Here is a 23765-nt window from a genome sequence, read left to right as displayed (position 1 = left end):
CCGATTGGAATCCATTTTTTTATGTTTTTATTCATCTTCCTTATGTTCATGTTCTTCAGGTTCATTCGGAAGCTCGATTGCACCTTCCTCGTCTCTTGCAAGTTCATTGATGACCGTCATCCTGTAAGGGCTTATATTGGAATGGAATGCACTGCGTGACAGCATGTGCGCCGATACAGGCGCTGTAATGAAGATGAAGAGTATGGCCAGGAACAATTTGCTGTCGACATACCCGTCGACGAACCAGAAGTAGAGGAACGCGCCGAGCATCATCATCATGACACCAAGTGTGGAGCTTTTCGAAGATGCATGCAGTCTGGTGTAGACGTCCGGCAGACGGATGACTCCGATTGCACTGACGGCTGCCAGGAAGGCCCCGGCGAGTATGAAGAAGGTGATGATGCTAGTCATTATAATGTCTATCATTATCGATGATCACACCTCTCTCCAGGAATTTCGCAAATGCAATGGTTGAAATGAATGCCAGTATGCCGATCAGCAGTATGACAACGAGCAGATAGGTCGTATCGAGACGCATTGCAATCAGTGCAATCATGGCCATCAGGAGCACACCGAAAGCATCAAGCGCGACTACCTTATCGTGCAGAGTGGGCCCCTTGACCATTCGATATACCATGCCGATCATGGAGAGGGCCAGAATGATGATGCTTACTATGATGATGACATCAAGAAATGTATTCATGAATGCTTCACCTCGCTGATTGCATTTTCAAAACCGGATTTGATGGCGTCTATCTCTTCCTGCTTGTCACTCATGTTGAGAGCGTGGACATACAGGGTGGAGCGGTCATCCGAGATTGCCACAACGACCGTACCTGGTGTAAGTGTGATGAGCGCGGACAGCAGGCTGACCGACCACTCATCTTCAAGCTCGCATGGATAGGCAAAGAATCCGGGACGTATATCCATCTTTGGACTGAGTACGATTTTTATTACGTCGATATTCGCCTTGATCATTTCCCAGATGAATAGGAAGAAGAGGCGGATTATGGCATACAGCCGCTTCGTATAGATTGCTTCCGGAAGAAAGTTTCTGAGCATGTAGATTGCCGCAAAACCAAGCAGATATCCTGCAAAGAACGAAGCAACCGAGAAGCTCGATGACAGGAACATCCATAGGAAGGCCAGTGCCAGATTAAGCAGTATTTGCAAAGCCATCTATTCCACCTCCGTTATATATTGGGAGTAGGAGGATGGATCATAGAAGGACTGTGCAGCCATTTCAAACAGCGGATAGAGCACATCCGCCGCAAGACCGAAAGCAATCGATACGATCACCATTGCGATCGATGCGAACAGGATCTTACCGCTCTTGACGGGCTTGAGTGTATTGAAATCCATCTCCTCACCCCAGAATGCTTTGATGAACAGGCTGACGATGGAGTACAGCACGACCAGACTTGAAGCCAGGACGATGATGGCCGCAATGTGCTGGCCATTCTCGAACGCGGACTGTACGATGAAGAGTTTGCCGTAGAAGCCTGATAGCGGGGGGACCCCTGCCAGTGCCAGTGCGGCGATGAAGAACATCCATCCTGTGAATGGGTGGATCTTTATCAGTCCACCCAGGCGGTCTGCATTCGTCTCGCCTGTCCGGTAGATGAGGAAGCCGACCAGCATGAACAGTGCCGCCTTTATGATCATGTCGTGAATCAGATAGTAGAAGGCGCCGAGCATGCCTGTCTCATCCATCATTGCAACACCGACAAGAATGATGCCGACCGCGATGATGATGTTATAGATGATCGTCTTTTTCATATCCGAATAGCTCAATGCACCAATGCAGCCCATGACGATGGTGAGGAGTGCCAGGAACAGGAGCATCTGGTGCGTAAAAGCAGTGTTGTCGATGAAGAAAAGGCTGTACGTCCGCGCAATGGCATAGACACCGACTTTTGTAAGCAGGGCACCGAAGAGCACAAGTACAGGCATCGGTGGCGCATAGTAGGAGCCTGGAAGCCAGAAGTACAGAGGGAAAACCCCTGCCTTTGTGGCAAAAACGAACAGGAAGACGACTGCAACCAGACTCATGATGCTATAGTTGCCGTCGAATCCTTCAAGTTTGACATTGATATCCGCCATGTTCAACGTACCCGTCACCGAATACAGGTAGGCAAGAGCGAGTACGAAGAAGTTGGAGGATATGATATTGACAATAATATATTTGAATCCTTCCTGAAGCTGGATCTTTGTCCCCCCCAGTGTGATCAGGACATATGAAGCAAGCAGAAAGACTTCAAAGAAGACGAACATATTGAATATGTCCCCTGTAGAGAACGCGCCATTGACGCCGGTGATCATGAACATGATCATCACGTAGTAGTAGAATGTCTCCCGTTCGATACCAATGGACTGATAGGAATATACGACAGTTAGAAAAGTGATGATTGCAGTCGTCGTGAGCAGCAGGGCCGCTGCCATGTCGATGACCACACTGATACCGAAAGGTGCGGCCCAGTTGCCCAGGAATGTGACAATTGTGCCATTCTGATAGACATGGACGACCAGCCACAGCGCTGACAGTATGAGAAGCAATCCACTGATTGCAGCGATGACTCTATGGGCGATAGGCCTTTTTCCGACAAAGAGCATGATGATGCCTGCGAAAAAAGGAATCATGATCGGCAATAGAGGTAGAATATTAGTCGTCATGTGGCACTCCTTTCATTTCTTCGACGTTATCGGTGTCGAGTTCCCGGTAGCTTCTGAGTGCCAGTACAAGCGTATAGGCGGTCAAAGCAAATGCGATGACGATCGCGGTCAGAATCAGCGCCTGGGGAAGCGGGTCCGAGTAGTTCGACACTTCTTCATCGAGCACCGGTATGCTTCCGCGCTTGAGTCGTCCCATCGTCAGAAGCATGAGGTGGACACCGTGGCTCATTATCGCAGTACCGATGATGATTCTGATGAGGCTTTTGGACAGCATCAGATAGACGGCGGCACCGATGAGGATGCCGGCAAGTATGATTATGACAATTTCCATCAGTCTTCAGCCTCCCCGACAAGTGAGATGATGAATAGTGCAGTCGCAGCGACAGTCAGGAATACCCCGATATCGAACAGTACTGCAGAGTGCAGCGCCACTTCGCCGAATATCGGAATTTCCACGTACGTGTGCTGATGGGTGAAGAACGGTGTACCGAACAGGAATGACAGCGTAGGAATGCCTGCTGCGAAAAGCAGGCCTACAGTCAGCACAAGCCTGAAATTGATCGGTATCATTTTTTCCATCGTCTTCTTATCAAATGCAATCAGCAGAAGGATGAGGGCGGAAGCAGCAAGCAGACCGCCTACAAATCCGCCACCTGGTGTATAGTGGCCTGCAAAGAACAGGTTGAATGAGAACATGATGACGATGAAGAAGACGACTTTCGAGACAAACTGCAGAAATACATCATTCATCTGTTTCTGCCCTTTGCCTGCTTCAGTTTTCTTCAATGTGTGTTTCATCCTGTTTCCCCTTTCTGTTCAATCTTAGTCTCATCAGACTGTATATGCCCACACCGGCGATACCGAACACCAGTGTTTCGAATAATGTATCAAAACCACGGAAGTCGACGAGTATGACGTTGACCATGTTGCCGCCGGCAGCGAGTTCGTACACATTATCAATATGGAACTGGCTGATCGGGTCGAACAGGCGGTTTGAATATGCTGTGAGTCCGATCAGTATGGCCATGATGCCGACACCGGCTGCAACAATGAAGTTTGTAGTCTTGAAGCGCATCCGCTCGGGATGCTTGCTTCTTTTCGGCAGGTGATAGAAGCAGACCAGGAACAGGGCGGTCGTCACTGTTTCGATGGCCAGCTGTGTCAGCGCCAAATCCGCTGCTCTGAAGAAGACGAAGAACAGCGAGACGGCAAACCCGATTGCCCCGAGCATGATGATGGAGACGAGCCGGGACCGCGTTGCGAGTATGACGACAAGCGATGCGAGTATGATCACAACCATGGCGATCTCCTGTATACCGACTGGTGCGAGACTGCCGTAGTCCATATTGAATCCTGTATTCATGAAGGTGACTGCCCCCATGATGACGAAAAACAGGAAGATGTATACCAGGTAGGAGCGCAGGAAACCGGTCATATAGCCATCCGTCAGCTTGCGTGAACCGAGGCGGCTGTATATGAGACCCTGATCATAAAGGTGGTTCAGGGTAAAACGTTCCTTATGGTAGTCGTAGATGAACATCCACTTGTCTTTGAAGTAGAAGAGCAGTGCACCGATGATGACGATGGCGACGGTCGCCCACAGTGCCGGGTTATTGAAACCATGCCACATGTACAGATGGGTGCCGAGTGGTGTATCGGACGCCATGATGCTCATTGCAGCCGGATCGATGATTGTTCCTGAAAGTATATTCGGGAAGAAGCCGAACAGCACGACGAGAACCGACAGGATGATCGGTGAAATCAGCATGAGCGCGGGTGCTTCATGCGGCTCCTTCGGTGTATCGTATGTGCGTTTCCCGAAGAATACGCCATATATCAGAAGGACCGAATATACGAATGTAAAGATGCTGCCGACGATTGCGAGCAGCGGGAAGATGAAGCTGACACTCGCCAGTGAAGCGAAATCCGCTTCCCTGATATCAATCATGGCTTCAAGGAAGAGTTCCTTGGACAGGAACCCATTGAATGGCGGCAGTCCTGCCATGGACAGTGCGGTAATGACTGTCAGCGTAAATGATATGGGCATGACTGTCAGCAGTCCGCCGAGCTTCTTCAGGCTTCTCGTTCCTGCTTCATGATCCACAATGCCCGTCAGCATGAACAGTGCCCCTTTGAAGGTGGCATGGTTGATCAGGTGGAACACCGCGGCAACGACAGCGACCGAGAAATGGGCTTCATTTGCTCCGGTCAGGACGCTGAGTGCACCGAGGCCGAGCAGGGACATGATCAGTCCGAGCTGGGAAACGGTGGAGAATGCAAGAACTGCTTTCAAGTCATCCTTGCTGATGGCATTGAAGGAAGCCCATGTCATTGTAATCAGTCCGCCGAGCAGAATGATCCAGACCCACGTCTCCGAAAAGGCGAAGAGTGGTGTCAGTCTTGCAACAAGATAGATGCCCGCCTTGACCATTGTCGCCGAGTGCAGGTACGCACTGACAGGTGTCGGTGCTTCCATTGCGTCCGGCAGCCAGATGTAGAACGGGAACTGTGCTGATTTTGTAAATGCACCAAGCAGCACCAGTACGATTACAAACGGCGTCAGCGGGCTCTCTTGGATGAGAGCAACCGATTCCAGCATGCCTCTGATGCTTGCCGTACCGGTGATGTTCTGCAGCAGCAGGAACCCACCGAGCATCATGAACCCACCGAACATGGTGATGAGCATGGATTTCTGGGCACCATAGAGCGAAGGCTCACGTGTATGCCAGAAGGCGATGAGCAGGAAGCTCGAGATTGAAGTCATCTCCCAGAAAAGATAGAGCATGATGACGTTATCATTGAGAACGACTCCAAGCATGGCGGTCATGAAAATGAGGAGATAGACATAGAAATTGCCAAGGTGTTCCTCTCTCGACAGGTAGCCGATCGAGTAGAGTACGACAAGTGCGCCGATACCGGAAATCAGTAGGGCAAACAAAAGTCCAAGACCGTCTATGTAGACATCAAAATTCATGCCGATTCTCGGCATGAAATGCATGGTTTCATATACCACCTGGCCATCGCCCACCCGTGGGATGAACGTCAGCAGATATATGAATATGGCCAGTGGGACCGGAAGTACGAACCAGCCCAGGTGCAGGCGCCTGTAATACCTGTAGATGATGCGTACCACTATGGCAGCGAGTACAGGCAGTATGATCGCCAGATGTATTAGCGTCAAAATATATCCTCCTTTTTCAACATTATATAGAACGATTATACAGTACTGGCAGTGTTAAATAAATCTATAGGGTTTGAAAATATTGAAAATAGCTGTATAGTATAATTAGGAAAAAAGCAGTCTTCTGTCATAAAATTTTCACATTTGAATTACCGAATCTGCAAGAAATGAAACTAGGAGGCACTAATATGAGTTATCCCCAGCTATCATCTGAAGTTGGCAGCAATGAAGTGCAGGCTGTCATCGAGACAAATCACGGTGACGTGAAAGTAAAGCTTTTCAAGGACATCGCACCCAAGACGGTCGAGAATTTTACAACACATGCCAAAAATGGCTATTATGACGGTCAGATCTTCCACCGTGTCATCAAGGATTTCATGATTCAGGGCGGTGATCCGACTGGTACCGGCATGGGCGGAGAAAGCATATACGGCGGCAGCTTCGAGGATGAGTTCTCAACAGAAGCTTTCAACCTCTACGGCGCACTGTCCATGGCGAACGCAGGACCTGGCACCAACGGCAGCCAGTTCTTCATCGTTCAGGCAAAAGCAGTGCCGGCGCAGATGCTAAGCCAGCTGGAAGGCGCAGGCTATCCGGCTGAAATCATCGAAGCATACGAGAAGCAGGGTGGCACACCATGGCTCGACCAGCGCCACACTGTGTTCGGCCACGTAATCGAAGGCATGGATGTTGTCGAGAAGATTGCAGATGTCAAAAAAGGACCACAGGATCGCCCGATGCAGGACGTTGTCATCAATACAATCAGCGTAACTGGATAGAAATATGAAAAAGCGGGTTCAGAAGCCCGCTTTTTCATATCAAATGATCACAAAATGGTCATTAATCGCCAATTTACTCGGAACAGGTTTTTGATATACTGTAGGCAGTAAAGGTGAGTGATCGACTATGATGGAGTTTTTATATTTTCCTGAAGATAAAACCGAATATATACCCGCTCTGCTTGTCCTCGGGCTGACAATTCTGCTCGCCTATGTCGTCTATCGCATCTTCAAGCGCCACTCCGAGCGCCAGGAGGAGAAGATGAAGGATTTTGAACAGCAGGTGATGGAAAGAATTGAACGGGAAGACCGGGATGGATCAAGGAGGCCGTAGTGGATGCTGCGGGTCTTGATCATTACAGGAACGCAAGGCGCCTCAGGGGAGGCGGTCCTTGCGTTTTTTTGATCTCATCCGGCCGATGATTAGATAATCACTTCCTATTATGATAAAATAATGAATGCGTATGAACTACTGAAAGTTAGTGGGGTAATCCATGTGACAAAAAAATATCGGAAAGGCCAGTTTGTAAAGGTCAAAGTAACTGGTATCCAGCCGTATGGTGCTTTTGTCAAAACCCCTGATAATCAAGAAGGACTCATTCATATTTCAGAAGTGATGAACGATTATGTCCACGATGTCAATCAGTTTTTATCCAAAGGCCAGATCGTCAAGGCGAAAGTGCTGAGTGTGGACAAGAACGGCAAACTGAACCTTACCCTGAAAGATAATGAATACTTCAGGAATGAGGAGAGAAAACGGGACAGGCGTTCAGTCCTGGATCAGATCAAGGATACGGAAAAATATGGCTTCGAGTCCCTTAGACAAAAGATGCCGCAATGGATTGAAACAGCGAAACGACGTATTAAGTAGAATGTCTGGCCGAGTACATGTAAAGAAGCGCATTGCTAACGAAATGGAAAGCCTGCAGATTATTGATCTGCAGGCTTTCTATTTATTCTGTAAATTGTATACCCTTTTCATTAATGAAAGCGCAACCATTAATCCGGAAGGCATGCAGTTGACTGTACGAGCATAGATATCCATCGTGCTGAATACCTTTGCAGAGCGTACTGAAGCGCTCACATCGCCTTTATCAAAAAGCTTGAAAAAGTCTGACAAAACGTTCATTATTGTTTATAGAGTTCAATATTTTAAGGAGGTTATCTTAATGATACCGTATAAACATGAGCCATTTACGGACTTTTCGAAAGAGGAAAACCGTAAAAAACTTGAAGAAGGTCTGAATACAGTAAAAGGGTATCTCGGTCAGGATTATCCACTGATCATCGGTGGAGAACGTGTCATGACAGATGACAAGAAGGAATCCTACAACCCTGCACATAAAGAGGAGACGATCGGCCAGCTGTCCCAGGCGAGCCAGGAACATGCTCAGCAGGCAATGGACGTGGCACTCGAAACGTTTGAGACGTGGAGAAAGTCCTCATTCGAATTCCGTTCCGATGTACTGTTCAAAGCAGCAGCCATCATCCGCAAACGGAAGTTCGAATTTACGGCACTGCTTATAAAAGAAGGCGGCAAACCATGGAAAGAGGCGGATGCAGATACAGCGGAAGCGATCGACTTCCTCGAATACTATGGCCGCAATCACCTTAAATTGAAAGACGGCGATCATGTGGAATCCCGCCCGGGCGAATACAACCAGTTCCACTACATTCCACTGGGGGTCGGCCTTGTCATCTCCCCATGGAACTTCGCATTTGCCATCATGGCAGGTACGACGGCGGCAGCTGCGGTTACAGGAAACACTGTACTGCTGAAGCCATCATCCCGTACATCGGTCATCGCATATAAATTTGTTGAAGTACTGGAAGAGGCAGGCCTGCCAAAAGGTGTTGTAAACTTCATCCCTGGTTCTTCAAGAGATATCGGCGACTACCTGGTCGAGCATAAGGATACACGCTTTGTTTCATTCACAGGTTCCCGTGACGTCGGTACAAGCATCTTCGAGAAGGCTGCTGTCGTCCAGGAAGGGCAGACGCACCTGAAGCGCGTCATCGCTGAAATGGGCGGCAAGGATACGATTGTCGTCGATTCCGACGCCGACCTCGAACTTGCAGCAGAAGCCATCGTCACTTCGGCATTCGGTTTCAGCGGGCAGAAATGTTCAGCTTGTTCCCGTGTCATTGCACTCGATGATATCCACGATGAACTGCTCGAGAAGGTCGTTGAAAAGACGAAGAAGCTCGAAGTCGGCAATCCGGAATCGGATATCGATGTCGGACCGGTCATCGACGATGCTTCACTGGAAAAAATTCAGAAGTATATTGAAATCGGCAAGGAAGAAGGTAAACTTGAAGTAGGCGGGGAAACTGAAAATGAAACAGGACACTTCGTTCACCCGACAGTATTCTCAGGTCTCAAGCATGACGATAGAATCATGCAGGAGGAGATTTTCGGGCCGGTCGTGGGCTTTGCCAAAGCGAAGGACTTCGATCAGGCGATCGACTATGCCAATGCAACAGACTACGGTCTGACAGGCGCGGTCATCACAAAGAATCGCGAGCACATCGAACAGGCACGCCGCGATTTCCATGTCGGCAACCTGTACTTCAACCGTGGCTGTACTGCTGCGATTGTCGGCTACCAGCCATTCGGCGGATTCAAGATGTCCGGCACGGATTCCAAAGCCGGCGGTCCGGACTACCTGACGCTTCACATGCAGGGCAAGACGTCTTCAGAACAGTTCTAGAACGCACTTCAATCAAAAATCACAATCAGAACAGCGGGCACACACCCGCTGTTTTTTGGAAAGGATGAGACAATGACGAAATCACAGGAAATCATCAATCAGACAGAACAGTATGGTGCACCAAACTACAAGCCGCTGCCGGTGGTCATCTCGGAAGCAGAGGGCGTATGGGTGAAGGATCCGGAAGGCAACAAGTATCTGGACATGCTCAGTGCATATTCCGCAGTCAACCAGGGGCACAGGCACCCGAAAATCATCCAGGCGCTGAAAGATCAGGCGGATAAGCTGACTCTGACATCCAGGGCATTCCACTCGGATAGGCTCGGTCCATGGTATGAAAAGGTATGCAGACTTGCAGGCAAGGAAATGGTACTGCCGATGAATACGGGAGCCGAAGCGGTCGAAACAGCGATCAAAGCAGCGCGCCGCTGGTCCTACGACGTGAAAGGTGTGGCGGACAACAAGGCGGAGATCATCGCCATGAACCAGAACTTCCATGGCCGTACGCTCGCTGCCGTATCCCTGTCTTCAGAAGCGGAGTACCGCCGCGGCTATGGTCCACTGCTCGACGGCATAAAGCTTGTCGATTTTGGTGACATTGAACAGATCAGGGAGGCAGTGACTGAAAATACAGCAGCAATTCTGCTTGAACCGATCCAGGGTGAAGCCGGCATCAACATTCCACCGGAAGGCTTCCTGAAAGCCGTCAGAGAATTGTGTGATGAACAAAATATCCTATTCATCGCCGATGAAATCCAGGCAGGACTCGGCCGTTCCGGCAAGATGTTTGCGACAGACTGGGATGATGTCAAACCGGACATGTACATACTCGGCAAAGCGCTTGGCGGTGGTGTCTTCCCGATTTCGTGCATCGTGGCCGACAAGGAAGTGCTTGAAGTGTTCAATCCGGGATCCCACGGCTCCACATTTGGTGGCAACCCGCTCGCATGTGCAGTGTCCGAAGCCGCACTCGACGTACTGATTGACGAAAATCTAGTGGAACGTTCACTTGAACTCGGTGACTATTTCAAAGGTGAGCTTGAGAAGATCGACAGTCCGCTGATCAAGGAAGTGAGAGGACGCGGTCTGTTCATCGGGGTTGATCTGACAGAATCTGCACGTCCATATTGCGAGGAACTGAAGAACCTGGGCATCCTGTGCAAAGAAACGCATGATACGGTCATCCGCTTTGCGCCGCCCCTCATCATTTCGCAGGAAGACCTGGACTGGGCGCTTGAAAAAGTGAAGCAGGTCCTCTCCAAATAAACCCTTTCAAACAGCAGTTAATATGTTACAATAACAGTGAAAACAGTTCCATAAAAGAGGCGGATATAAAATGTCAGATAAATCTAATCTTATCACTTCCACACAGGCCATCATCCATGAAGCTCTGGACAAGCTGGGCTTTGATGAGGGAATGTATGAACTGATCAAAGAGCCGATGCGTCTTCTGAAAGTGCGTATTCCAGTACGCATGGACGACGGTTCCGTGAAAGTCTTCACCGGCTACCGTGCACAGCACAATGATGCTGTTGGACCGACCAAGGGGGGCGTGCGATTCCATCCTGATGTCAATGAGGAAGAGGTTGTCGCACTATCGATGTGGATGACTTTGAAATCGGGCATAGTGAACCTGCCATATGGTGGGGGCAAAGGGGGCATCGTATGCGATCCGCGTGAGATGAGCATTGCTGAAGTGGAAAGGCTCAGCCGCGGTTACGTACGTGCCATTTCCCAGATTGTCGGACCGACAAAGGATATACCGGCACCGGACGTCTTCACGAACTCCCAGATCATGGCGTGGATGATGGATGAGTACAGCATGATCGATGAATTCAACTCTCCTGGATTCATCACCGGAAAACCGCTTGTTCTCGGCGGCTCCCAGGGGCGGGACCGTGCCACAGCGATGGGCGTCATCATCTGCCTGGAACAGGCACTTCTGAAGCGCGGCATGAAAATGGAGGATATACGGGTCGTCATCCAGGGCTTCGGCAACGCCGGCAGTTTCCTGTCGAAGATCCTATCCGACAAAGGTGCCAAGATCGTCGGTATTTCGGATGCCAACGGTGCGCTTCATGACCCGAATGGTCTCGATATCGACTATCTTCTCGATCGTCGTGACAGCTTCGGCATGGTGACGAACCTGTTCGATGAAGTACTGAAGAATGAGGAGCTTTTCAGCATCGACTGTGATGTACTCATTCCGGCGGCAATCGCCAATCAGATCACTGAAGATAATGCATACGATGTCAAGGCGGATATCATATGTGAAGCGGCCAATGGCCCGACAACGAAGGAAGCGACCCGTATTCTTACAGACAACGGGAAACTCATCGTACCGGATGTTCTTGCATCAGCCGGTGGCGTAACCGTTTCTTATTTTGAATGGGTACAGAACAACCAGGGCTACTATTGGGATGAGAATGAAGTGAACGAGAAGCTTGAAATAAAGCTTAAGAAAGCGTTCAATGACATCTACGATCTTCATGAGAAGCGTCATATCGATATGAGACTTGCAGCATACATCATCGGCATCAAGCGTACTGCAGAAGCTGCACGCTACAGAGGCTGGGCATAGGGCCATCCATTACATTGCATAGTAAAACCGGCTATCCATCGGATAGCCGGTTTTTTTTGTGATTCTCTATTACTTTCTTCTGTCTTCTTTCATTCTGTCGAGCAGCTGTTTGAGCTCTTCGATATAGTCGGCATCGCCATCACGTTTTTCGTGTGATGGTGCTTCCTCCTGTACTTTCGGTGCATCATAATCTGTGTCGTCCGTGGCTGGGCTGTAGCTGTAGCCATAGTCATCGGACTGGCTGTTCTTTTCTTCCTCGCGTTTTTGTGCATCAATTTCCTTCTGTGTAATGATGTCACCGTCCGGCGTCATATACTTCTTGTTCATCTTGCTTGTTTCGCTGTCAAAATAGCTGTATATGATCGGAATGATGAACAGTGTCAGGAATGTACTACTGACCAGTCCGCCGATGACAACAATACCCATCGGTGCGACAAGTTCGGCACCTTCACCGATACCGATGGCAAGCGGCAGCATACCAAGTGCAGTGGTCAGTGCGGTGATGACGATCGGACGGAAACGGTCCTGGACGCTCTTTTCGATTGCTTCAAGCGTCGGCATGCCTTTTTCCTTCTGCTGATTGATGTAGTCGATCAGAAGTATTGCATTGTTGACGACGATACCAAGCAGGAGGATGAAGCCGACTACAGCAATGACGCTGAGCGGATTGTTTGTGATGATCAGCGAGAACATCACGCCGATGATGCTGAGTGGCAGGGAGAACAGTACGACAAATGGATGCTTGAACGACTCGAACTGGGCAACCATGACAAGGTAGATGAAAACGATGCCGAGTACGACGGCAAGTGCCAGCTGAGGGATTGCATCAGTCAGCAGCTCAAGATCGCCACCGATGGAAGTCTCGGTTTCATCACTGAAGTCGGTATCATCAAGAATCGACTGTACATGGCTTCCGGCTTCATTCAGGCTCATCTGCGGGTCATAGCTGACTGTAAGTTCTGATGTTTCTCTCTGGTCATCCCGATTGATCAATGGCAGTGTTTCAGCCTCCTGGAATTCTGATACATCACCGATCGGGATATATTCTCCCTGACCATTTGCAATCTGGATATTTTCAAACGCATCCAGGCTGGATGTAACACTTTCAGGATACTTGACGTTGATTGTCAGGAAGTTGCTTCCCTCATCTACAGTCGAAGCAGAAATGCCATTTGTCGCCTCGTAGATGGACGTACCGATTTCAGCAGGCTGGAGGCCATTTTCACGTGCAGCAGCACGATCGACTCTGACCTGGAGTTCCTGAACTGAATCCTCACGGCTTGAAGCAACGCTCTCTATTCTGCTGTCCTCTTCCAAAGCTTCGATGATGGTCTGTTCAGACTCCACAAGACGCTCTGAATTTTCATCGGCAACATTCAGTGTCAACGTATTCGGGTCGGATCCGGTGCCTGTCTGCGATACCGGATTGACACCGATTTCGGCTGCAGTGTTGACATTCTCTATTTCATTTTCAATTTCACTGATGAATTCATTGGTTGTCACGTTGCGTTCACCTGGATCGACAAGTGTAACCATGACACTGCCGACGTTGCTTTCATTGACCGGGCTCATGGTGGAACCGGAGCCGATGGTACTCATATAGAAATCCACTTCGGAATATTCTTCAAGTTTTTCTTCTATACGCTGCACAGTCTGTTCTGTATCGGAAAGGATGGCATCCTGCGGCATGGTGACTTCAACAGTCAGTGCGCCTTCGTCACTCTCAGGCAGCAGGTTGATGCCCTGCAGATAGATGCCGGCAGCACCAGCGACAAGTATTACTGCTGTCAGGAAAAGCACCAGCATGCGGTGGGCAAGTGTCCAGCGTGACAGTTTTCTGATGCCTTTCATGTAGGAGCGGTTCTGACGTCTGTGTTCTGCATTTTCCGGCAGTGGCTTGAGGATGCGGCTTGAAAGCATGGGTACGACAGTCAGTGCAACAAACAGTGATGCCAGCAGACTGAATACGACGGTAATTGCAAATGGCGTAAACAGCTGGCCGACCAGTCCACTGACGAATATGACCGGCAGGAAGACGGCAGCAGTCGTCATGGTCGATGCAGTGATTGCACCTGCAACTTCCTTGGCGCCGTCGCTTGCTGCCTGCTTTGGTGATTTGCCCATGGACAGGTGCCTGTATATGTTTTCAATGACGACAACGGCATTGTCGACAAGCATACCGATTCCGAGTGCAAGTCCACCGAGCGTCATCATATTGATGCTGATGTCGGTGAAGAACAGCAGTGCAAATGTCGTGATGACTGAAAATGGAATGGCGATACCGATGATGAGCGGTGATTTGAGGTTGCGCAGGAAGGCGAACAGGACAACCATCGCAAGAATCGCACCACTGATCAGTGAAAGGTAGACGCTGTTGATGGCAACATCTATGTATTCCCCTTCATCGTACAGCGTCTCCACCGTCAGGTTTTCGAACTCCTCCATGGCGAGCTGCTCTTCCAGTACGGAGCGGAATTCGGCATTTACAGTCGAAGCATTGGCATCTGAAGACAGGCTCATGTCGATCTGCATGGCATCTTCCTGGTTCAGGCGTGTAATGACATCGTTCTCCACCTCGGTGATGGCGACGTCCGCCACATCATCCAGTGTCACGGTGCCGCCATTCTCAGGCAGATCGAGCAGAGTCAGCTGCTGGAGGGACTCCACGCCGTCGATGCTGCTGACTGTGCGTGTAGTGATGGACTCTCCCGCCTCTTCATCGACGATGGTGGCGTTCGGAATGGAGATGTTGTTCGCTTCGATGATGCCTGCGACATCACTCTGGCTCAGCTGATACTGCTCCAGTGCTTCGGTGTCCAGTGTGACACTGATCTCTTCCGTAATATTTCCGGTTTCACTGATTGAAGCGACACCGTTGATATTTTCAAGTTCACTGATCAGGTCGTCCACCTGACCCTGGAATTCGCTGACACTTTCGTTTTCGGATGTAACAGCCATGGTCATGCTCGGGAACATGGTAATATCGAATTCAAGGAAGGAAGGTTCACCCGCCTGCTCAGGCAGATCGACATCACCGATGGTGCGGGTGATTTCATTTTCCACTTCATCGATTGTCATATCATAGCCGAACTCAAGAATGACGATGGATGAACTCTCCTGTGATTGCGAGCTGATGTTCGTCAGACCGCTGACGGTCGACAGTTCGGCTTCCAGTGGCCGTGTAACATCCTGCATCACTTCCTCAGGTCCGGCGCCCTGGTATGTGGTTGCCACCGCAGCAACCGGCGGCTGCACATTCGGCAGAAGCTGGAGAGGCAGTCTGGTCAGTGATACAGCCCCGAGAAGTATCAGAATGATCATGACGACGATGGTGAATTTCGGTCTTCTTATTGAAAAATCCGCTAGCTTCAAAAACTTTCACTCCTAAATGGATTTATAATGGCTATCTCAATTGAACAACATGTTGTACAATGTCCAATGATAATTAAATTATATGCTTGCTTCAACAAACAATCCATTGCCAAGTGTTGAAAAGGAGAATAAATATGTCAAAATCAAGTCGGAAAGCAGAGACAAGGCATGATCTGCTGGAGGCGTTCTGGTCGCTTTATATCGAGAAGCCGATAGAAAAGATTACGATCCGGGAAATCACCGATCTTGCCGGCTACAGCAGGGGGACATTCTATACATATTTCTCGGATGTATATGAGGTGCTGGAAGTACAGAAGGCAGCTCTGATGCCGACGGTGGAGCAGATCATCGATCCGCTGAAGGAAATACAGGAGAATAACGGAAAGATCGTGGACCCGGCAAAGCGTGTGTCCGAATATATCAGGACGCATGGGGATCGCATTGCTATCATGCTCGGTCCTGGTGGCGATCCAAGTTTCGGTCATGAATTGAAGGCCAGGGTGAGGAAGGTCATGATGCACTTTGCTTTGGAACTTGGTATCCGTGAACTCAAGGAATATGAGTATGTCATCGAATATCATATTCTTGGAATGATCAACATGTACCAGCTATGGGTGGAAAATGACAGGAATATTTCAGAAGAAACCTTGAGTGAACTCTACGAAAGGGTGTCGCATGGCGGAACGATGAATATCATGAGCAGTATGATGAACGACCGGAAGACCGGTAGCTAGCACCCGGGTTCAATTATTTTATATACGCATCTTTTCTGTTTACAATTGCATCATATGCGAATACTGGAAGGAGCGATCAGATTGAAATACGATTTCGATACACCGATCAACAGAAGAAATACCTACGCCATGAAATGGGATGGCGGTGAGATGATCAAGGAGTTCGGACTGACGGAACGCTACGATGAGGACACGATTCCCCTGTTCACTGCCGATATGGATTTCCAGGTGGCCGAACCGATCGTCGAAGCACTCAGAAGGACGGTCGATCACCAGATATTCGGCTATACGATCGCCCCGGATGCCTACTATGGATCCATACAGAAATGGTTTTCCGATAAATATGACTGGCAGATCGAAAAGCAGGAGATCATCTATGCACCTGGAACCGTCCATTCACTGAATGTAGCGGTCAAGGCCTACTCCGAGAAGGGTGATGGCGTCATCATCCAGCGCCCGGTATACCCGCCGTTCACTTCAGCAATTGAGAATAATGACCGTGTGGTAAAAAATAATGCAATGATACGCGGCGAGGATGGCCGGTACAGCATCGACTTCGAGGGGTTTGAAGCACTGGCCAAAGAAGAGGATACATCCATGTTCATCATGTGCAACCCGCACAATCCGACCGGCAATATCATCCGTCCGGATGAACTGGGCCGCCTGGCGGAAATCTGCCGTGAAAATGATGTCATCATCATCGCTGATGAGATTCACGGCGACCTGATCCGCATCGGTGAGTCGTTCACGCCGATCATCAAAACCACCGTCCATACAGATCATATCGTGACACTGACCGCCATCAACAAGACCTTCAACCTGGCGGGACTACACTGTACGAACGTCGTCATTCCGGATGAAGCACTCAGGACGAAGTTCCAGGAGGAGCAGGGCATGAGCCTGCCGAGCCCGTTCACCGTTGCAGCACTGATTGCAGCGTATAATGAAGGGGATGAGTGGCTCAGGCAGGTGCGGGAGTATATTGATGGCAACATCGACTTCGTCATCGATTTCCTCACGCGTGAGATGCCGAAGGTCAAAGTCCGTCGGCCGGCGGGCACGTATGTCCTGTGGATGGATTTCAGCGGCTACGGTATTTCCGAGCGCGAGGTCCATGACCGCATCTACAATGAAGCGAATGTGCTCCTTGAGGATGGCAGGATGTTCGGACCTGAAGGCAACGACTACCAGAGGATCTGTGTGCCGTCCCCACGCTCTGTCCTTGAAGAGGCGATGAACCGCATCAAAAAGGCATTTAGTGATCTGCACTAGAATAAAAGACGAATAATTCTGAAATAAAAAGCTCTTTTTTAAACTTTGGGGTTGTAATTGTCTCCGACATGTATTAGTATGATATCCAATCAAGAAAATATATAATGATTGAAGAAGAGAAGTAGCAATTTCTCAATGCCAAAGAGAGCCGGTGGATGGTGCGAACCGGTGCAATGATCTTGTGAATGGACTTCTGTATAACCAGTCGCCCCTAAGGTACTGGCGTCTACCCAACGTTACATGGCTGATACTGATGCAGTGCATCCGTATCTTGAGTGGATCGGATATAATCCGGTCAATAAAGGTGGCACCACGGCTCCCCGTCCTTTTTAAGAGACAGGGGAGCCTTTTTGCATTCAAAAAGAAAACAGCGCATATCAGAACAAGTAGTAGCACACTGCATGGCACAGAGAGTCGGGATTGCTTGGAACCGATGCATGCATGTCCTATGAATGGGCCTGATAAGAATGCGCCCGTCCTTCGCACGTTACGCGATATGAAGCTGGAGCGCAGTGCGCTCAATACGAGGTGGCACCGCGGTGAAATCGTCCTCCATAGACCATGGGTCTATGGGGATTTTTTATATTCTGGGAGGTAGAAAAGATGAAATCAGAAGCAGTGGAAGCAGTAGTGACAGGAAGCATGAAACCATATCTGGCAAAACTATCCGAACGTATTGATCTGACCTTTGATGAAATGCATGAAGCGGTATCGATACTTCTGGAAGTCGAAGTGACCGACAGCGAAGTTGCAGCGTTTCTCATGGGTCTGAAAGCCAAGGGAGAGACGGTTGAGGAGATTGCAGCACTTGTGGAAGTGCTCCGCACACACGCCATGCCGATCCATCGGCACCTTGAAGGAGTCATGGACAACTGCGGGACCGGCGGTGATGGCTCCAACAGCTTCAACATCTCGACAACATCGGCTTTCGTTCTGGCAGGTGCAGGCATAAAAGTGGCCAAGCACGGCAACCGCAGCGTGACCAGCCGGACCGGCAGCTCGGACGTTCTATCCGAGGTCGGTGTGTCACTGGCATTCGATACCGAGGATATCGACGTGCTGCTGGATACGAATGGCATCGCGTTCCTGTTTGCCCCCCATGCCCATCCGAAGATCAAGCAGGTGATGAAAGTGAGGAACGATCTTAAAGTACCGACCATATTCAATCTGATCGGACCGCTGATCAATCCTGTAAAACTTGATTACCAGTTTCTTGGGGTATATAAGAAAGACAAGGTCGAAATGATGGCACACGTACTGAAACGGCTCGGAAGGAAACGGGCGGTCGTGATCAACGGTGCCGGCTCGATGGATGAGGCATCACTGCTCGGTGAGAACCATATGACACTGCTCGATGACGGTGTCATAACGAACGTGACATTCACACCGGAATCAGTCGGTCTTCCGACATACACGTTGGAAGACATTACAGGCGGGGACAGCCGGGAAAATGCAGCAATACTTACCAATGTACTCTCCGGCGAAGCAACACCCGCCCAACGGGATACCGTTCTTCTCAATGCGGGAATCGGTCTTTTCAGCGCCGGTAAGGCTGAAACGATCAGAGAAGGCATTGAAATGGCAAGAGAAAGCATCGATTCAGGCAGGGCACTGTCCAAGCTGGATCATCTGATCAACTATACACAAAAAGGCGGGATGTAGAATGGCAGCGATACTGGAAGAAATCATTTCTTATAAACGTATTGAGATAGAAGCGATGGGCACACAGGAGATCATAAAAAGCCGCAGACCGGCATCTTTCAAGAAACGTCTTGAAAATGCCGATACGATGTCGGTCATCGGCGAGGTGAAACGGGCATCACCGTCTAAAGGCGACATCAACATTGATATCGATCCGAAAGCGCAGGCCGAGAAATACGTAAAGGGCGGTGTTGATGTAATCTCGGTCCTGACCGATCGCAACTACTTCAAAGGATCGCTCAGAGATCTTGAAGCTGTAAAATGTGCAGTCGATGTGCCTGTACTGAACAAGGACTTCATCATAGACGAACGGCAGATCGACCGCGCGTACCTCTATGGTGCCGATATCATCCTGCTCATTGTGGCAGCTTTGGATGACGAGACGCTGAAGCGGCTTTATGACCACGCCGCGAGCTACGGCATGGAATGCATCGTTGAAGTGCATACGAAGGCGGAGATGGAACGGGCGCTCAAACTGGAGCCTGAAATCATCGGCATCAACAATCGTGATCTGAAAACATTCGAAGTGGATATCGCCAACACCGAACAGCTGCTCGAAGAATTCGGTGACGCCGATACGATCTTTATTGCAGAAAGCGGCATCCGGATTGAGGAAGATGCGAGACGCATGAAAGATGCCGGGGCACGTGCACTGCTGGTCGGTGAAACCCTGATGCGTGCGGAACATCCGGAACAGGTCATAGAATCCCTCAAGGTGGCGCTGTAGATGAAAATAAAAATCTGTGGCATCCAGTCGATCGAAGCGGCGGAATGGGCAGCGGATGCAGGTGTGGACATGATCGGCTTCGTCTTTGCGCCGAGCCGCCGAAAAGTGGATATTGGTGCGGCACGCGCAATTGCGGATGCGGTCAGAGGGCGTGTCAAAACCGTCGGGGTGTTCGTCAATGCGCCTGCTGATGAAGTGGAACATGTCCATCAGGCAGTCGGGCTCGACTACGTCCAGCTGCATGGGGATGAGTCGGAAGACTATGTCAAAACACTCGATATTCCGGTCATCAAAGCTTTTTCCGTCGGACAGATGCGCATTGAAGAGATGTTCCGATATGAAGCGGATCATATACTGATCGACAGTCCGCCCGGCAAGTACCGCGGGGGCACCGGCCACGCTTTCGACTGGTCGGCGCTGGATGATCCGGCACTCGATAGGAGTCGGCTGATCATGGCCGGCGGCATCAACAGCAGCAATATCCGGGCAGCATACGATTCGGTCCGGCCAGCCGGTGTCGATATTTCGAGCGGTGCGGAGACCGACGGTATGAAAGATGAAAATAAAATCCATGAACTGATGGAACAGATGAAAGGTGTCGATGGAAATGGAACAGACTTATACACAGCCGAATGAGAGCGGCCATTACGGAGATTTCGGCGGCAGATATGTCCCTGAAACGCTGATGGGCGCCATCAAGGAACTGGAAGCGGAATATAAGGCAGCGCAGCATGATGAAGTGTTCCAGAAGGAACTCAATCACTATCTTAAGGACTATGTCGGCCGTGAATCGCCGCTTTATTTTGCGGAAGAGCTGACAGCAAAGGCGGGCGGTGCAAAAATCTACCTGAAGCGAGAGGACCTGAACCATACGGGTGCACACAAGATCAACAATACGATCGGCCAGGCGCTGCTTACAAGAAAAATGGGCAAAAAGAAAGTGGTTGCGGAAACCGGCGCCGGTCAGCATGGTGTTGCAACGGCAACCGTATGCGCACTGCTCAAGCTTGAATGTGTCATCTTCATGGGCAAGGAGGATGTGAAACGCCAGGAGCTGAATGTTTTCAGAATGGAGCTGCTCGGCGCCAGAGTGGTCAGTGTCGACCAGGGACGGGGAACACTGAAGGATGCCGTCAATGAGGCACTCCGCTACTGGGTGGCCAATGTCGAGGACACGCACTACATTCTCGGTTCGGTCATGGGACCGCATCCGTTCCCGCAGATCGTCCGTGACTTCCAGTCCATCATCGGCAGGGAGACGAAAGAGCAGGTTCTGGACAAGGAAGGTCGGCTGCCGGACGCAGTCGTTGCATGCATCGGCGGGGGCAGCAACGCCATCGGCATGTTCCATCCGTTCATCGACGACCTGGATGTCCGCCTCATAGGTGTGGAAGCATCCGGCCATGGCATCGAGAGTGGCCAGCACGCCGCATCACTGAATGAAGGGCATGTCGGCATACTGCACGGATCGAAGATGCATCTGCTGCAGGATGAAGCGGGACAGGTCCAGGAAGCATATTCCATATCCGCAGGGCTCGACTATCCGGGCATCGGACCGGAGCACAGCCATCTGAAATCACTCGGCCGGGCTGAATACGCCCATGCGACGGATGAAGAGGCGCTCGAGGCATTCAAGATGCTGTCGCACACGGAAGGCATCATCCCGGCGCTTGAGAGCGCCCACGCAGTATCTCATGCCATGAAGGTGGCAGCGGAAATGACATCGGATGAAATCCTTGTCATCTGCCTATCCGGCCGCGGCGATAAGGATGTCGCCCAGGTCAAAGCACGTGAGGAAGGAAGAGAACTATGAGCAGAATGAAAATGGAGCAGACTTTCGAATCACTTGGAAACGAAGGAAAGAAAGCATTCATCGCCTACATCATGGCCGGAGACGGCGGCCTTGAAAACCTGAAGCATCAGATGCTGTCGCTTGAAGCGGCAGGGGCTTCGGTCATCGAGCTCGGCATCCCATTCTCCGATCCGGTGGCGGATGGGCCGGTCATCCAGGCGGCAGGCCAGCGCGCACTGGCAGAAGGGGTCACGCTCAGAGGCATTCTCGAGGAACTCGCCCGGATCAAAGATGACATATCCATTCCGGTGGTGCTCATGACCTATGCCAATCCGGTACTGCGACTCGGTGCGGACACGTTTGCTGAGATGTCCGATGAGGCCGGTGTCTCCGGTGTCATCATGCCGGATGTGCCACTTGAAGAATCCGGAGAATTCGAAGTGCCGCTCCGAAGATATGACATCACCATGATCCGCTTCATTACGCTGAGTAGCTCGGAAGAACGGATCAAGGAAGTGATGGAAGGGGCCGAAGGGTTCATCTATGCCGTAACGGTCAGGGGGACGACAGGCGCAAGAGCAGGATTTGATGCCTCACTGTACGATCATCTGGAAAGCATTTCGAAAATGACCGATGTACCCGTTTGTGCCGGCTTCGGCATCGGCAGCCGTGAACAGGCGGAGGCGGTCGGCTCACACTGCGACGGCGTCATCGTCGGCAGCAGAATCGTCGAGCTGATGCATGAGAATAATATCGAAGAAATAGAGGCGCTCATCCCGGAAAATGCAGATATTGCAATAAATGCGTCAAATTGATTGAAATAGTATCCCGGTTTTAAATACAATATAATTGTATATGATGGAAAAAACTTTATTTGGAGGATACTATGACACATATCAAATTCGATTATTCCAATGTAGCGTCATTCATGAACGAAGCGGAACTCTCCGGCCTGTCGCCGTTTGTATCAAGTGTGCATGACATGATCCATGAGGGCACAGGTGCCGGCAGCGACTACCTGGGCTGGGTGAAGCTTCCTGAAGACTATGACAAGGAAGAGTTCTCCCGCATTCAGAAGTCTGCTGAAAAGATCAAATCGGATTCCGATGTGCTCGTTGTCATCGGTATCGGTGGATCCTATCTGGGTGCGAAAGCCGCAGTCGAAATGCTGACACCGGCATTCGGGCATGATGGACCGGAGATCGTATTTGCCGGACATCAGCTCTCAAGCCACTATATGAATGAACTGAAGGACTACCTTGGTGGCAAGGACTTTTCAATCAATGTCATCAGCAAATCCGGAACAACAACGGAACCTGCCATTGCATTCCGTGTCTTCAAGAAGCTGCTTGAAGAGAAGTATGACAACCCGACGGAACGCATCTATGTAACGACGGACAAGGAAAAGGGTGCGCTCAACACACTGGCCCGTGAAAAAGGCTATGAGATGTTTGTCGTACCGGATGATGTCGGTGGCAGATACTCGGTACTGACTGCTGTCGGCCTGCTGCCGATCGCAGCATCCGGCATTGATATCGAAGCAATGATGGAAGGTGCACGTGCTGCCATGGACGAGCTCCAGGAAGCATCGCTCGAAAGCAATCCGGCGTACCAGTATGCAGTCGTCCGCAACGCCCTGTACAATAAAGGCTATGATGTGGAGATGCTGATCAACTATGACGCACGCCTGTCCTACTTCGGCGAGTGGTGGAAGCAGCTCTTCGGCGAGAGTGAAGGCAAGGACAACAAGGGAATTCTGCCGCACAGCGCCAACTTCACCACGGATCTGCATTCACTCGGCCAGTACATCCAGGAAGGCAGACGCATGCTGATGGAGACGGTCATCAATGTAGAGACGCCGCTCAGTGATGTGACGATCGAGGCGGAGGAACAGGATCTCGATGGTCTCAACTACCTTGAAGGGATGACGGTCGATGAGGTGAACCATCAGGCCATGCGCGGAACCATTCTTGCCCATGTGGATGGTGGTGTACCGAACATGATCGTCACTGTACCGAAGCTTGATGCATACACATTCGGCTATATGGCCTACTTCTTCGAGCTTGCATGTGCGATGAGCGGATATCTGCTCGGCGTCAACCCGTTCAATCAGCCGGGTGTTGAAGCATACAAGCAGAACATGTTCGCACTTCTTGGAAAATCAGGCTATGAAGATCTTAAAAAGCAATTGAATGACAGGCTCAATTAAAAATTATATAATTGATGGATAGTCAGGCTATAT

At 50.3% G+C, this 23765-nt stretch carries 22 protein-coding genes and 1 other annotated feature; of the genes, 14 read left to right on the top strand and 8 right to left on the bottom strand.

Going from position 1 to position 23765, the window contains the following annotated elements:
• Window positions 1-27: 27 nt before the first annotated feature.
• Genes mnhG through J4760_RS08630 form a run of 7 tightly spaced genes read right to left on the bottom strand, consistent with a single transcriptional unit; the run spans window position 28 to window position 5854 of the window.
• Window positions 28-426, bottom strand: coding sequence for a monovalent cation/H(+) antiporter subunit G (gene mnhG, locus J4760_RS08660; RefSeq protein ID WP_237605451.1), 399 nt, complete (start codon window positions 424-426; stop codon window positions 28-30).
• On the bottom strand, window positions 404-703 hold the full coding sequence (locus J4760_RS08655; protein WP_145284099.1) for a Na(+)/H(+) antiporter subunit F1: 300 nt from the start codon (window positions 701-703) through the stop codon (window positions 404-406). Before J4760_RS08655 ends, mnhG begins: the two co-directional genes overlap by 23 nt.
• On the bottom strand, window positions 700-1179 hold the full coding sequence (locus J4760_RS08650) for a Na+/H+ antiporter subunit E (RefSeq protein ID WP_145284102.1): 480 nt from the start codon (window positions 1177-1179) through the stop codon (window positions 700-702). Before J4760_RS08650 ends, J4760_RS08655 begins: the two co-directional genes overlap by 4 nt.
• Complete coding sequence (locus J4760_RS08645) at window positions 1180-2673, bottom strand: Na+/H+ antiporter subunit D (protein WP_237605450.1); 1494 nt, start codon at window positions 2671-2673, stop codon at window positions 1180-1182. It lies immediately after the preceding gene.
• Window positions 2663-3004 carry a Na(+)/H(+) antiporter subunit C gene (locus J4760_RS08640; protein ID WP_145284107.1) on the bottom strand — a complete coding sequence of 114 codons (342 nt, stop codon included), beginning with the start codon at window positions 3002-3004 and terminating at the stop codon, window positions 2663-2665. The genes J4760_RS08645 and J4760_RS08640 overlap by 11 nt, the downstream gene beginning before the upstream one ends.
• Window positions 3004-3471: a Na(+)/H(+) antiporter subunit B gene (locus J4760_RS08635; RefSeq protein ID WP_145284110.1), complete on the bottom strand. Its 468-nt coding sequence runs from the start codon at window positions 3469-3471 to the stop codon at window positions 3004-3006. The genes J4760_RS08640 and J4760_RS08635 overlap by 1 nt, the downstream gene beginning before the upstream one ends.
• Window positions 3446-5854 carry a Na+/H+ antiporter subunit A gene (locus J4760_RS08630; protein ID WP_237605449.1) on the bottom strand — a complete coding sequence of 803 codons (2409 nt, stop codon included), beginning with the start codon at window positions 5852-5854 and terminating at the stop codon, window positions 3446-3448. Before J4760_RS08630 ends, J4760_RS08635 begins: the two co-directional genes overlap by 26 nt.
• A gap of 188 nt (window positions 5855-6042) precedes the next feature.
• Here J4760_RS08630 and J4760_RS08625 point away from each other — a divergent pair, with 188 nt between their 5' ends.
• The 6 genes from J4760_RS08625 (at window position 6043) to J4760_RS08600 (ending at window position 11925) form a co-directional block, all read left to right on the top strand.
• On the top strand, window positions 6043-6633 hold the full coding sequence (locus tag J4760_RS08625; protein WP_145284116.1) for a peptidylprolyl isomerase: 591 nt from the start codon (window positions 6043-6045) through the stop codon (window positions 6631-6633).
• 127 nt (window positions 6634-6760) lie between these two features.
• Complete coding sequence (locus J4760_RS08620) at window positions 6761-6967, top strand: hypothetical protein (protein WP_145284120.1); 207 nt, start codon at window positions 6761-6763, stop codon at window positions 6965-6967.
• 162 nt (window positions 6968-7129) lie between these two features.
• Complete coding sequence (gene ygs, locus J4760_RS08615) at window positions 7130-7504, top strand: S1 domain-containing post-transcriptional regulator Ygs (RefSeq protein ID WP_145284122.1); 375 nt, start codon at window positions 7130-7132, stop codon at window positions 7502-7504.
• A 298-nt stretch (window positions 7505-7802) separates the two neighbouring features.
• On the top strand, window positions 7803-9344 hold the full coding sequence (gene pruA / locus J4760_RS08610) for an L-glutamate gamma-semialdehyde dehydrogenase (RefSeq protein ID WP_145284126.1): 1542 nt from the start codon (window positions 7803-7805) through the stop codon (window positions 9342-9344).
• A gap of 72 nt (window positions 9345-9416) precedes the next feature.
• The gene (locus J4760_RS08605) at window positions 9417-10610 is read left to right on the top strand and encodes an ornithine--oxo-acid transaminase (RefSeq protein WP_145284130.1); all 1194 of its coding nucleotides are present in this window, start codon (window positions 9417-9419) and stop codon (window positions 10608-10610) included.
• A gap of 70 nt (window positions 10611-10680) precedes the next feature.
• Window positions 10681-11925 carry a Glu/Leu/Phe/Val family dehydrogenase gene (locus J4760_RS08600; protein ID WP_145284134.1) on the top strand — a complete coding sequence of 415 codons (1245 nt, stop codon included), beginning with the start codon at window positions 10681-10683 and terminating at the stop codon, window positions 11923-11925.
• 69 nt (window positions 11926-11994) lie between these two features.
• Here J4760_RS08600 and J4760_RS08595 read toward each other — a convergent pair whose 3' ends face one another.
• Window positions 11995-15297, bottom strand: a complete 3303-nt coding sequence (locus J4760_RS08595; RefSeq protein ID WP_237605448.1) for an efflux RND transporter permease subunit — start codon at window positions 15295-15297, stop codon at window positions 11995-11997.
• Window positions 15298-15431: 134 nt separating this feature from the next.
• On the opposite strand from J4760_RS08595, the gene J4760_RS08590 reads away from it, so the two are divergent.
• The 8 genes from J4760_RS08590 to J4760_RS08555 all read left to right on the top strand — a co-directional run bounded on the left by J4760_RS08590 (window position 15432) and on the right by J4760_RS08555 (window position 23732).
• Window positions 15432-16031 carry a TetR/AcrR family transcriptional regulator gene (locus J4760_RS08590; protein WP_237605447.1) on the top strand — a complete coding sequence of 200 codons (600 nt, stop codon included), beginning with the start codon at window positions 15432-15434 and terminating at the stop codon, window positions 16029-16031.
• An 81-nt stretch (window positions 16032-16112) separates the two neighbouring features.
• Window positions 16113-17303, top strand: coding sequence for a MalY/PatB family protein (locus J4760_RS08585; protein WP_237605446.1), 1191 nt, complete (start codon window positions 16113-16115; stop codon window positions 17301-17303).
• 99 nt (window positions 17304-17402) lie between these two features.
• Window positions 17403-17634: a binding site (T-box leader), on the top strand.
• Window positions 17635-17945: 311 nt separating this feature from the next.
• A complete protein-coding gene (gene trpD / locus J4760_RS08580) occupies window positions 17946-18965 on the top strand; it encodes an anthranilate phosphoribosyltransferase (RefSeq protein WP_237605558.1) in 1020 nt (339 codons plus the stop codon).
• A 1-nt stretch (window position 18966) separates the two neighbouring features.
• Window positions 18967-19731 carry an indole-3-glycerol phosphate synthase TrpC gene (trpC, locus tag J4760_RS08575; protein WP_145284147.1) on the top strand — a complete coding sequence of 255 codons (765 nt, stop codon included), beginning with the start codon at window positions 18967-18969 and terminating at the stop codon, window positions 19729-19731.
• Window positions 19732-20367 carry a phosphoribosylanthranilate isomerase gene (locus J4760_RS08570; RefSeq protein WP_145284150.1) on the top strand — a complete coding sequence of 212 codons (636 nt, stop codon included), beginning with the start codon at window positions 19732-19734 and terminating at the stop codon, window positions 20365-20367.
• Window positions 20339-21544 (top strand): tryptophan synthase subunit beta, encoded by a 1206-nt coding sequence (gene trpB, locus J4760_RS08565; RefSeq protein WP_145284152.1) that lies wholly within the window; start codon window positions 20339-20341, stop codon window positions 21542-21544. The genes J4760_RS08570 and trpB overlap by 29 nt, the downstream gene beginning before the upstream one ends.
• Window positions 21541-22338: a tryptophan synthase subunit alpha gene (trpA, locus tag J4760_RS08560; RefSeq protein ID WP_145284155.1), complete on the top strand. Its 798-nt coding sequence runs from the start codon at window positions 21541-21543 to the stop codon at window positions 22336-22338. Before trpB ends, trpA begins: the two co-directional genes overlap by 4 nt.
• 71 nt (window positions 22339-22409) lie before the next feature.
• Entirely contained in the window at window positions 22410-23732 is a 1323-nt protein-coding gene (locus tag J4760_RS08555; RefSeq protein ID WP_145284157.1) for a glucose-6-phosphate isomerase, read from the top strand.
• Window positions 23733-23765: the final 33 nt, after the last annotated feature.

The organism is Salinicoccus sp. ID82-1 (assembly GCF_021991715.1).
Taxonomy (GTDB): Bacteria; Bacillota; Bacilli; order Staphylococcales; family Salinicoccaceae; genus Salinicoccus; species Salinicoccus cyprini.
The sequence above is the reverse complement of the archived record's forward strand: the minus strand, read 5'-3'. Positions and strand labels throughout refer to the sequence as shown.

Bases quoted from the DNA above. Each gene is read 5' to 3' on its own strand.
- mnhG (WP_237605451.1), bottom strand. From the start codon at position 426: ATGATAGACATTATAATGACTAGCATCATCACCTTCTTCATACTCGCC.
- J4760_RS08655 (WP_145284099.1), bottom strand. From the start codon at position 703: ATGAATACATTTCTTGATGTCATCATCATAGTAAGCATCATCATTCTG.
- J4760_RS08650 (WP_145284102.1), bottom strand. From the start codon at position 1,179: ATGGCTTTGCAAATACTGCTTAATCTGGCACTGGCCTTCCTATGGATG.
- J4760_RS08645 (WP_237605450.1), bottom strand. From the start codon at position 2,673: ATGACGACTAATATTCTACCTCTATTGCCGATCATGATTCCTTTTTTC.
- J4760_RS08640 (WP_145284107.1), bottom strand. From the start codon at position 3,004: ATGGAAATTGTCATAATCATACTTGCCGGCATCCTCATCGGTGCCGCC.
- J4760_RS08635 (WP_145284110.1), bottom strand. From the start codon at position 3,471: ATGAAACACACATTGAAGAAAACTGAAGCAGGCAAAGGGCAGAAACAG.
- J4760_RS08625 (WP_145284116.1), top strand. From the start codon at position 6,043: ATGAGTTATCCCCAGCTATCATCTGAAGTTGGCAGCAATGAAGTGCAG.
- J4760_RS08620 (WP_145284120.1), top strand. From the start codon at position 6,761: ATGATGGAGTTTTTATATTTTCCTGAAGATAAAACCGAATATATACCC.
- pruA (WP_145284126.1), top strand. From the start codon at position 7,803: ATGATACCGTATAAACATGAGCCATTTACGGACTTTTCGAAAGAGGAA.
- J4760_RS08605 (WP_145284130.1), top strand. From the start codon at position 9,417: ATGACGAAATCACAGGAAATCATCAATCAGACAGAACAGTATGGTGCA.
- J4760_RS08600 (WP_145284134.1), top strand. From the start codon at position 10,681: ATGTCAGATAAATCTAATCTTATCACTTCCACACAGGCCATCATCCAT.
- J4760_RS08590 (WP_237605447.1), top strand. From the start codon at position 15,432: ATGTCAAAATCAAGTCGGAAAGCAGAGACAAGGCATGATCTGCTGGAG.
- trpD (WP_237605558.1), top strand. From the start codon at position 17,946: ATGAAACCATATCTGGCAAAACTATCCGAACGTATTGATCTGACCTTT.
- trpC (WP_145284147.1), top strand. From the start codon at position 18,967: ATGGCAGCGATACTGGAAGAAATCATTTCTTATAAACGTATTGAGATA.
- J4760_RS08570 (WP_145284150.1), top strand. From the start codon at position 19,732: ATGAAAATAAAAATCTGTGGCATCCAGTCGATCGAAGCGGCGGAATGG.
- trpB (WP_145284152.1), top strand. From the start codon at position 20,339: ATGGAACAGACTTATACACAGCCGAATGAGAGCGGCCATTACGGAGAT.
- trpA (WP_145284155.1), top strand. From the start codon at position 21,541: ATGAGCAGAATGAAAATGGAGCAGACTTTCGAATCACTTGGAAACGAA.
- J4760_RS08555 (WP_145284157.1), top strand. From the start codon at position 22,410: ATGACACATATCAAATTCGATTATTCCAATGTAGCGTCATTCATGAAC.